The organism is uncultured Flavobacterium sp., assembly GCF_963975005.1.
Lineage (GTDB): Bacteria > Bacteroidota > Bacteroidia > Flavobacteriales > Flavobacteriaceae > Flavobacterium.
This window is the reverse complement of sequence record NZ_CAXBFR010000101.1, coordinates 1-10,489: the sequence shown is the minus strand read 5'-3', so window position 1 is coordinate 10,489 and position 10,489 is coordinate 1. Positions and strand designations below refer to the sequence as shown.

Sequence of the window (10,489 nt, the reverse complement as noted above, 5' to 3'; positions counted from 1 at the left end):
AATAGTAGCACAAGCCGTAAAAATATACAATAACGAACGTTTACACTGGTCATTAGATTTAAAAACACCACAAAACGTACATAAACAATACAACAAACAAACCTATAAATCCTATGCCAAAAAGGCTGCGTAGAAATGTTGGTAAGTTTATTAAAACCCGAAGAAAATTTTTAAAAAAAAACTTATCAATATTCCGATTACTTTTAACTAAATTTGAATCAATAAAAAACACTAAAAAAGGTCAACCTATTTTAGGACAAGACAAAGACGAAGGAGAATACTAGATAGTTAATATTAATTAAATCCTCTTTAGAAACTTATATTAAAATTATGAAAAACATTGATTTTAAACATTTAGTAATATTTATTTTTTTAATTTATAATAATTTATACTCTCAAAAATCAAGTTTTGTCATTACGGGTTTAAATGACACTATTTATGTTGAAAAATTCAATATAAAAACGAAAGAAATCAAAGTTAAACTTGATAATGGAGAAAAGAAAAAATTTTCTTATGAAGAAATAAAAGAGTTGTATGACTCAAAGAAAAATAAATATTTTCAAAAAATACAACCAGCTTTAGTTGAATATCCTGAATATTCTGGAACAGTATTTTTTGCAGAACGACTAACTTATGGAAAAGTTAAAATTTTTAACGCTATAATTAGTCATAATTTACATTACGGAGGAAGTGCAAATGGAAACAGATACTCTTCATTTTACATTGGTATCTATGACTCTAAGCCAGAATTAATAAATAATGAATGGTATTTAACACTAACTAAAGATGTTTATAAAATATTAAAGTTATATCTACATAGTAATGAAGCTATCCAAAAAAAACTTGATGATTTATTTTTTTTAAAAGAAGAGGATAAAGAAATTGGGAAAAAAATAATAGATTTGGTAAATGAATACAATGAATGGGCAACTTCTGAAAAATAACGATTTGCCAACCGCTGTTTTGCACAATGGCTTGGGCTTGGTTTTTCCTTCGGAAAAACCTCTATGAGTCGAAAATTTGTCTATATTTGTTATGGTCAGTTATAAATCAAAGCCACTTTCGCTAGCCGCAAAACGTTGGGCGATATTTTGCCGTAGAAACGTAAAAAACAAACCAAATATAAAATGAATAAAAGAGAAGTGACTTTTTCGAATTTAATTACGCTTATTAAAAACAGAAGACCATTTTCAATTCTTGGAATTATATTTGTATTTTCATCATTATTTATAATTCTGCCAAGTATTTTGTTTATGACAAACTCATTTATTGAACCTTATGAGAAATATAATTTTGAAAAAATTGAACAAAATGGTACAGAACTAAATGCAAAAATTACTGATTTGAGACCAGTAAATAATGTTACAATAAATGGTGAACATCCATTAAGAATTAGTTATGAATATTTAGAAAAAGGCTTAACTAAAACTGATAAATTCCAAACTATGGAATTAGAGAAAACTAATGAAATGAAAATTGGAAACGAAATTAAAATTAAAACTTTCGAAAATCAATCAAAAATTCAAAATTTGGAATCTTTTACTTTTCCATTTTATATGTTTTATATTTTACCTTTAATCTTTTTCATTATTGGTTCTATATTTTCATTTATTGGTTTAACTCCAGCTCTACTTGATTATAATCTTTACAAAAATGGCGTTGTGAAAGACGCAACATTAATCTCAATGGTTCCAAATTCAGGATTACCAATTTCTGGTATTGGACAAAGTATTTTAATAAACTATTATTACGAAAATAGAAATGGACAAAAAATATTTGGCAAATCAAAAACAATGGATTTTTCAATAATGGTTGAAAAAAAAATAGAAGATAAAATTAAAATCTTTGTTTCTGAAACTGATGAAACAAAATCTTGTCTTGTTCCGAAATTGGAATCAATGAAAAATAATTGGAAAATATAAAAAAACATCGCCCAACAGCCGTTTTGTTCAATGGCTTGGGCTTGGTTTTTCCTTCGGAAAAACCTCTATGATTCGTAATTTTGTTTTATATTCGTTGTGGTCAGTTTTAAATCTCAAGCCGCTGAAGCAAAGCCGAAAACGTTGGCAGTAATTTTTAGACAAAATGGAAGAGTTTAAGTACTCAATTAAAATTATTAATTTGAACATAAAACTATGAAAAAAGACAAGATTATATCAAAAACAGAAGATTTAGTTTATTTAATCTTATCAATTCTTGCTATTTTATTTATCATTATTGAAACAGTAGGTTTGTTTTATGTTTTTTATAGAGAGGTAAATAGATTTTCATTTTCAAGTGAAAGACCGTTGGGTCTTTCTGGGGTTCCAATCTTCTTTAATATTTTAATCACTCTTGAAATATTAGAGACATTTAAAAATCATCACAATACTATATTAAGTAAAGTGAAAATTATTTTATTAGTTGCTATCACGGCAATAGTAAGAAAAGTTATCACCATGGATATTAAGCACTCTGAACACCTTATACTTATTGGCATTGCCATATTAATACTTTCTTTTTGTATCGGATATTATTTTTTATCGAAGAAAGAAAATGTTAAATAGTATTAAAATATTTATTCTTAAAACTAGTGAAAATGAAAAATAAATTTAAAAAAATAATTGCCATTCATTTGGCATTACTAATGGTTAGTATTAGTGCATATCCTTGCACAGGAATTACTCTAAAATCTACTGACGGAGGTGTCGTTGTTTCCCGCACTGTTGAGTGGGCGCTAAACGATGCACAGCATAACAAGATTTTAGTTGTACCTCGTAATAAACAATTCGTTGGTCAAACACCTGAGGGATATAACGGAAAAAAATGGAAAGGAAATTATGGATTTGTAACCCTTACAGCATATGGCCAACCCTATGGGCCTGATGGCTTAAATGAAGAAGGACTATACGTGGGTGTATATTATCTGCCTGACTTTGCTGAATACGCTATTTACGAAAGCACAAAAGCAGAAAACTCAATGAGCGTGGGAGATTTAATGCAATGGATGTTGTCATCGTTTAAAACAGTAGACGAAATTATTGACAATTTAAATAATGTTATTGTCGTAAATGTCGACAATAAAGAATTTGGCGGAGCAGCACTTCCTTTTCATTTCAAAATTGTTGACCCAAGTGGTAACAGCAAAATAATTGAAATAGTTAACAATGGTGAAGTAAAGGTTTATGACCCGTATATTGGTGTAATTACAAATTCTCCAACTTATGATTGGCATTTAATTAATCAAAGAAATTATCTTAGTCTTTCAACAAATCCGAATAGCCAAATGAGTTTTGATGGTTACAATTTAAAGCCATTGGGCGGTGGTTCCGGATTGATTGGCTTGCCAGGTGATTTTACTCCACCATCAAGATTTGTTAGAGCAGCTGCATTTACTGCTTCGTGTCGCCCTTTAGAAACAAGCCTTGATGCTGTTTTCGAATCGTTTAGAATTTTGGACAATTTCAATATACCATTAGGAGCTCAAGTGCCAAAAGAACACCTACCGACTGATATAGTTAGTGCAACTCAAGTAACTTCTGCATCTGATTTAAAAAACAAAGTGTATTATTATCATACAATGTGGAATAGACAGATTAGAAAAATTGATTTAAACGCAATTGATTTTGCTACAGTAAAAGAGCAAATAATTGATGATGATGAATTGAAAACAAATACAGTTAAAGATGTAACACCCAATTAAATAATAAAAAGAAATAAAACCACTGCCAACAGCGTATATAAAAATAGCGTATTCGTTTTAAAATAAAAGGTCTAGAGTTTTTAAAAAAAGCTACTGTCAAACGGTATCTGAAGTACTTTTAAATATGCTAATTCTCAAACACACAAAACGTTAGAGTTCATTCTAAAAGTCTGAGCAGTGACATAGAAATTATCAACAAAGTCAAAGATGCAAATAAAATGTCAGTAATAAAATAGTGTCTTGTATTTCTGGCTTTTTTCTAACTATTTTTACTACTAAATTGAATTGAAATGAGACTAATTAATCTAATTATATTTTGTGCAGCATTTTTACTTTGTAATTATGTTGCCACAGGCCAGGCTGATACTTTTACTTACAAGGATTCTGTAAATATTGTTTTATTGAAGAATTATAATAAGCGCTATGGGGAAATAGAGCAACAGCGCTTGGCCGACTCAATAAAAAAAGTTGATATAGAAATTCAACTAAATTCTCTAAAAACAACTGATAATTCACAAAAGAAAGCGCTACTCCAACAACTAAAAGAAATTGAAGAAAAGGAGGCACAAAGAATTGCCGGTAAAAAAGCAAAAATAGATTCATTACAAAAATCAGCCAATGGATTTCCTGTAATTAGTGTCATGGAAGATACTTTGTTTTTTGTCTATTCAAAAATTGGAGCATCAACACCCAAAGAAAGAGCAAGTAATATTTCTAAGAAAATCGAAAAGTTGTATGAAGATGATTTTTTGAAAATCGATTCCATTGTAGTTATTCAAACAGAAAATACATTTGATATTGTTTATGGAGAAACTATTATCATGAGTATTTCCGAAACAGATGGGATGTGGTATAATAAAAATACGTTTGAATTGGCTGATGAATTCAAAGTCAAAGTTAAGGATTCAATAATTGAAGCAAAAAAAGAGAATAGTTTATTAAAGTTGCTAAAAAGAATTGGGTTGGTGATACTGGTTATTGTACTTGCATTGCTAATCATTAGGATACTTGGCAAAGGATACATAAGATTGTTAGATTTTATAAATATAAACAAGGAAAAGTGGCTTAAAAATTTGTCCTATAATGATTATACTTTCTTGACGGTAGAGCAGGAAATGCGGGTTATTTTATTATTAATTAAAGTTTTTCGTTGGTTTGTTTATGCTACATTACTTTACATAACCCTGCCGATTATATTTAGCATTTTTCCTTTCTCCCAGAATTGGGCTGATGCACTTTTCCTTTTAATATGGTCTCCATTTAAAGGTATTATAATTGCAGTATGGGAATATCTACCTAACCTGATTAGTATTTTGGTTATTTATTTCGTAACAAAGTATTTTATTCGTTTTGTAAAATACGTTTTTACTGAAATTGAGGCTGAAAAACTTAAAATATCCGGTTTTCATTCAGATTGGGCAGTGCCAACATTTAGCATAGTGAAATTTTTACTTTATGCTTTTATGTTTGTTCTTATATTTCCACATCTGCCAGGTTCGGATTCAAATATATTTAGAGGGGTTTCAGTATTTATCGGTCTTCTATTTTCATTAGGTTCATCTACAGCTATTGCCAATATGGTGGCGGGTTTGGTAATCACATATATGCGACCGTTTAAGATTGGCGACCGTATAAAAATAGGTGATGTTACAGGTGATGTAGTGGAAAAAACTTTATTGGTTACAAGAATAAGAACAATAAAAAATGAAATTATTACCATTCCGAACTCCTCTGTTCTATCAGGTAATACTATTAATTATACAAGCGAAGCTAATGAAAAAGGATTGATCATTTATACTACCGTAACCATTGGATACGATGTTCCATGGAAAGATATGCATCAGTCATTGATAGAAGCTGCTTTAAGAACGGATATGCTATTAAAAGATCCTAATCCATTTGTATTACAAACAAGTCTCGAAGATTTCTATGTTGCTTATCAAATTAATGCCTATACAAAAGAAGCAAGCAAACAAGCTTGGATTTATTCTAATTTGCATCAAAATATTCAGGATGTTTGTAATGAAAAGGGTATTGAAATCCTATCACCGCATTATCGGGCTGTAAGAGATGGAAATATGACAACAATTCCAACAGATTATTTGTCAAATGATTAAAAAAACAACTCTTTTTAATGTCAAAATAAAAACATACAAATAAGTATAAACTATTTGATAATCCATATTGTAAAAGTAATAAATATGAAATGTGGACAAACAAAAAATAAAGGGCGAAACGCTAACATGTGGTTTAGACAATAAGGATTTCAGGGGTATGCGAAAGGTTGTACTCCGCTTCAGGTTTTTATGTACTTTGATATGAAATCACTTGCAATTACTTACTAGCCATACAGCAAAACGTTCTATATAACCATAAAACCATGTGCTTACACTCCAAACAATCAAAATCCGCAACACAAGAATAATAATAATATAACTAAAAATCAACCTATAAAACTTCTTGGTTTATCAACTAAGAAGTTTTTTTTAATATGCTTACGGTTTCCTATAATTATCTATTATGTTTTATCTGTATAATTGCAAGGTATAAGTATCTATGAAAATAGTAACCTATTTAGATTATATGGTGAAATAAGTAATTAAACTGCCATAAAAGATAAATTATTTAGTTACTTTAGTTTTTAATAAGTAGGATGAGTTTCATATATAGCCGCTTTAATTGAGGAGGGAATGTAGACTCAGTCATACAAACAAACAAGTAGCCCACAATTTATGAAAGCCATTAATTACATCATAATTCTACTTTTAATAATAAGCTGTTCAGTTGACAAAACTGTAGTAGTTCCAGCCAAATTTGATGGTAAATACGGAGTGATAAATTCGAAAGGAAAGTGGCTTATCGAACCAACATTCGACTCTATAAATAATTTTTACAATGGTTTTGCAGATACATATAAGAATGGAAAACAAGGATTAATAAATACAGATGGAGAATTAGTAATTGATTACAAATAGGATTTCATTGGGTTGGTTGAAAACGACAGAGTTTTAGTTCTAACAAAAAACCATTATAATTTTGCAGATTTAGAAGGAAATTTAATAACTAAAAAACCTCTTTCCGACGCAGAAGATTTTTCAGAAGACTTGGCTTCAGTTCAATTCAAGGAAAATGGAAAATGGGGATATATAGATATTAAAGGAGATTTAAAAATAGACACCTTATTTTCAATCGCTTATGAATTTAAAAATGGATTTGCAGAAGTTGAAATTAAAACTATAGACACGACAAAATCTGTAAAAGACAATTATATCGTTTTAACACCCAAATTCTACGATTGCATAATTAACAAGTCTGGAAAAATTATAGACACGATTGAATATATTAAGACAAAAAGAAACTTTCCGTTAATTGGTTCTGCTAACACAAACACTTTAGGAAAAATAAATAGATTTGGAGATACTATAATGCAAAAGAAATATAGGGCATTTGGTTATCCACAAGGAAAGTATATGTGGTATAAAACTGAAGAAAAATATGGATTGGCTGATACAACTGGGACTATTTTAATAAAACCGATTTACGAAAATCTCACATATTTCAGTAAAAATGGTTTGGCTGTTGCAAAACGAAATGGTAAATATGGATATATAAATAATAAAGGAGATATAATTATCGACTTCAAATATGAAGATGCACGTGGCTTTAAATATGATTTGGCACCTGTAAAAATCAACGGAAAGTGGGGATTTATTGATGAAAGTGGTAATTTTAAAATTAAACCAAAATATGAATATATAATTGGTAATTTTAGAAAATTAGATGGGAAAACAGAACAACTTTATGAATATAGCGAGGAATAAAAACTGTGGGCAACAACGGTTTTGCACAACGACTTTAGCCTTATTATTCCAACGAAAAACCTCAACAATCGTAAATTTGTATATATATTGTGGTCAGTCTTTAATCAAAGTCACTGAAATCTAATTGAAACACGTTACCCACAAGTTTAAATCAGCTAAATAATCAGCACTTAAAAAAAGCTATTACTTTTCACCAACAAAAAAAAACAAATGTGATAAAAGTCATACTTTGAATTAAAGTCCTATCGTAAATTTGTGATAAGTAAGATAGAAATTCCTACTAAAAACAAACCTTATGGAAAATATAAAGTATTCAAAAATATATCGAATAATTCATTGGACAATAGCGTTCTCATTACTGCTATTGTTAATTACTATTTTTTTGCGATTAACGTGGATGAATAAAAATAATATTGCAGCCATCATGCAAAATTATTTGAGTGGTACTGACCAGGTTTTATCTCAAGACCAACTAATCGTTTTAGCAAAAAAGATAAGACAACCTATGTGGAATTGGCATATTTACATTGGTTATGTCTTAACTGGCCTATTTAGTTTGCGTTTTATACTTCCACTTTTTGGACATATGAAGTTTCAAAATCCTCTTGTTAAAAATCTATCTATAAAAGAGAAATTTCAAAAATGGACATATATCATTTTTTATCTCTGTGTTGTTATATCTTTGGTTACTGGACTAATAATAGAATTTGGATCAAAAGAATTAAAAAAACCAATGGAAGAAATCCATGTACTTAGTATTTATTACTTAGTTGGTTTTATCATAATCCATGTAGCTGGTGTATTCGTAGCAGAATTTACAAATCAAAAAGGAATAATTTCAAGAATTGTAAGCGGCTCTAAAAAGGAAAATTAAAAGCACGAAAAAACAACAATTGACTGGATTGCATAATGTTTTCATTTTTACAGGAATATTATAATTGCCAATGCTAGCAAGTTTATGGAAAAAATAGCCAGTGAGTAGCAACGTTTTTGCACAACGGCTTGGGCTTGGTTTTTCCTTCGGAAAAACCCTTACTACTCGGGATTTTGACTGTATTTTATTTTAGCAAGTAATGCATTTCAATCAATAAAAATTTAAAAAAATTATTTAAGAGCTATTCGCAAATTTTTTTAGACTATAATAAAAAAGTCCTCAATTCAGAGGACTTTTTTGTTTTTACTACTTACTCAAATACATTTTTCGTCTTGAGTATAATTCGTAGAATTGATCATCTTTTAAATCATCTATAAACAAGATACTTTCACCAGTTGATTTCATTTCTGGTCCTAAAGCTTTGTTTACATTTTTAAACTTGCTAAATGAGAAAACTGGCTGCTTAATTGCAAAACCTTTTAACTGTGGATTGAATGTAAAGTCAGTAACTTTATTATGCCCTAACATTACTTTTGTAGCATAGTTTACATAAGGTTCACCGTAAGCTTTGGCTATAAAAGGCACTGTTCTAGAAGCTCTTGGATTGGCTTCAATAATGTAAACCGTATCATCTTTAATGGCAAATTGAACATTAATTAGCCCGACTGTTTTTAAAGCTCTTGCAATATTATGTGTATGCTCTTTGATTTGTTGCATTACAAATTCACCTAAATTAAAAGGTGGCAAAGTTGCATTACTATCACCAGAATGCACACCACAAGGTTCAATGTGCTCCATTATTCCAATTATATATACATTTCCATCAGCATCACAAATGGCATCAGCTTCTGCTTCTATAGCTCCGTCTAAATAATGGTCTAATAATAATTTATTACCTGGAATTGACTTTAATAAATCAATTACATGCTCTTCTAGTTCTTGTTTGTTGATTACTATTTTCATTCCTTGCCCACCTAAAACATAAGAAGGACGAACTAATAATGGAAAATCTAAAGTATCAGCTAATTGCGAGGCTTGTTCAGCACTTTCAGCAATTCCGAATTGTGGAAATGGTATTTTTAATTCGGTTAACAATTCAGAAAAGCGACCTCTATCTTCAGCTAAATCTAAAGCGTCAAATGAAGTTCCTAATATTTTAATTCCGTATTTTGATAGTTTTTCAGCTAATTTCAAAGCCGTTTGTCCTCCTAGTTGAACAATCACACCTTCTGGTTTTTCATGACGAATGATATCATAAATATGTTCCCAAAAAACAGGCTCAAAATATAATTTATCAGCGGTATCAAAATCGGTTGAAACTGTTTCTGGATTACAATTAATCATGATAGTTTCGTAACCACATTCTTTAGCCGCTAAAACTCCATGTACACATGAATAATCAAACTCAATTCCTTGTCCGATTCTATTTGGTCCCGAACCTAAAACAATCACTTTCTTTTTATCCGTTACTATACTTTCGTTATCAACATACTTTGTTCCGTCAGGCTTTTCAATTTCTGCTTCAAAAGTGGAATAATAATAAGGTGTTTTGGCTTCAAATTCGGCAGCACAAGTATCAACTAATTTAAAAACACGATTGATATTTTTTTCATCACGTAATTTATAGACTTGACTTTCTAAACAACCCATCATGTGAGCAATTTGTCTATCACCATACCCTTTTTGTTTGGCTTCAAGTAATAATTCTCTTGGTAAAGTATCTACTTTATATTTTGAAATTTCTCTTTCTATATGAAATAGCTCTTCATATTGTTTTAAGAACCACATGTCAATTCTAGTGATTTCGTGAATTCTGCTTAATGGAATTCCCATCGCAATAGCATCATAAATTACGAAAACTCTGTCCCAACTTGCAAAAGTTAGTTTTTCAATAATTTGTTCGTAGTTTTTATATCCTTTTCCGTCAGCTCCTAACCCATTTCGTTTAATTTCTAACGACTGAGTAGCCTTATGAAGCGCCTCTTGGAACGAACGTCCAATTCCCATCACTTCACCAACCGATTTCATTTGAAGTCCTAAGGTTCTGTCTGCTCCTTCAAATTTATCGAAGTTCCAACGTGGTATTTTTACAATTACATAATCTAAAGTCG

General features: G+C 29.9%; 10 protein-coding genes. 9 read left to right on the top strand and 1 reads right to left on the bottom strand.

Going from position 1 to position 10,489, the window contains the following annotated elements; all coding sequences use genetic code 11:
- Positions 1-113 precede the first annotated feature (113 nt).
- The 9 genes from AACZ53_RS11325 (at position 114) to AACZ53_RS11285 (ending at position 8,378) form a co-directional block, all read left to right on the top strand.
- Positions 114-284, top strand: coding sequence for a hypothetical protein (locus tag AACZ53_RS11325; protein WP_339838441.1), 171 nt, complete (start codon positions 114-116; stop codon positions 282-284).
- Between the two features lie 46 nt (positions 285-330).
- Positions 331-945 carry a hypothetical protein gene (locus AACZ53_RS11320; RefSeq protein ID WP_339838438.1) on the top strand — a complete coding sequence of 205 codons (615 nt, stop codon included), beginning with the start codon at positions 331-333 and terminating at the stop codon, positions 943-945.
- A 183-nt stretch (positions 946-1,128) separates the two neighbouring features.
- Complete coding sequence (locus AACZ53_RS11315; protein WP_339838435.1) at positions 1,129-1,923, top strand: hypothetical protein; 795 nt, start codon at positions 1,129-1,131, stop codon at positions 1,921-1,923.
- Positions 1,924-2,136: 213 nt separating this feature from the next.
- The gene (locus AACZ53_RS11310; RefSeq protein WP_339838432.1) at positions 2,137-2,547 is read left to right on the top strand and encodes a phosphate-starvation-inducible PsiE family protein; all 411 of its coding nucleotides are present in this window, start codon (positions 2,137-2,139) and stop codon (positions 2,545-2,547) included.
- 32 nt (positions 2,548-2,579) lie between these two features.
- Positions 2,580-3,683, top strand: a complete 1,104-nt coding sequence (locus AACZ53_RS11305; protein ID WP_339838429.1) for a linear amide C-N hydrolase — start codon at positions 2,580-2,582, stop codon at positions 3,681-3,683.
- 290 nt (positions 3,684-3,973) lie between these two features.
- Positions 3,974-5,800, top strand: coding sequence for a mechanosensitive ion channel family protein (locus AACZ53_RS11300; RefSeq protein ID WP_339838426.1), 1,827 nt, complete (start codon positions 3,974-3,976; stop codon positions 5,798-5,800).
- A 615-nt stretch (positions 5,801-6,415) separates the two neighbouring features.
- The gene (locus AACZ53_RS11295; RefSeq protein WP_339838423.1) at positions 6,416-6,658 is read left to right on the top strand and encodes a WG repeat-containing protein; all 243 of its coding nucleotides are present in this window, start codon (positions 6,416-6,418) and stop codon (positions 6,656-6,658) included.
- Positions 6,659-6,670: 12 nt separating this feature from the next.
- Positions 6,671-7,504, top strand: a complete 834-nt coding sequence (locus AACZ53_RS11290) for a WG repeat-containing protein (RefSeq protein ID WP_339838420.1) — start codon at positions 6,671-6,673, stop codon at positions 7,502-7,504.
- Positions 7,505-7,799: 295 nt separating this feature from the next.
- Positions 7,800-8,378, top strand: coding sequence for a cytochrome b/b6 domain-containing protein (locus tag AACZ53_RS11285; RefSeq protein WP_339838417.1), 579 nt, complete (start codon positions 7,800-7,802; stop codon positions 8,376-8,378).
- Between the two features lie 306 nt (positions 8,379-8,684).
- Here the strand turns inward: AACZ53_RS11285 and carB are convergent.
- The coding region (gene carB, locus AACZ53_RS11280; RefSeq protein WP_339838414.1) for a carbamoyl-phosphate synthase large subunit at positions 8,685-10,489 on the bottom strand (1,805 nt) is incomplete at its 5' end.

What these genes read in the sequence shown, in the direction of transcription:
- AACZ53_RS11315 (WP_339838435.1), top strand. Translation starts at nt 1,129, where the DNA reads ATGAATAAAAGAGAAGTGACTTTTTCGAATTTAATTACGCTTATTAAA.
- AACZ53_RS11300 (WP_339838426.1), top strand. Translation starts at nt 3,974, where the DNA reads ATGAGACTAATTAATCTAATTATATTTTGTGCAGCATTTTTACTTTGT.
- AACZ53_RS11295 (WP_339838423.1), top strand. Translation starts at nt 6,416, where the DNA reads ATGAAAGCCATTAATTACATCATAATTCTACTTTTAATAATAAGCTGT.
- AACZ53_RS11320 (WP_339838438.1), top strand. Translation starts at nt 331, where the DNA reads ATGAAAAACATTGATTTTAAACATTTAGTAATATTTATTTTTTTAATT.
- AACZ53_RS11325 (WP_339838441.1), top strand. Translation starts at nt 114, where the DNA reads ATGCCAAAAAGGCTGCGTAGAAATGTTGGTAAGTTTATTAAAACCCGA.
- AACZ53_RS11310 (WP_339838432.1), top strand. Translation starts at nt 2,137, where the DNA reads ATGAAAAAAGACAAGATTATATCAAAAACAGAAGATTTAGTTTATTTA.
- AACZ53_RS11305 (WP_339838429.1), top strand. Translation starts at nt 2,580, where the DNA reads ATGAAAAATAAATTTAAAAAAATAATTGCCATTCATTTGGCATTACTA.
- AACZ53_RS11285 (WP_339838417.1), top strand. Translation starts at nt 7,800, where the DNA reads ATGGAAAATATAAAGTATTCAAAAATATATCGAATAATTCATTGGACA.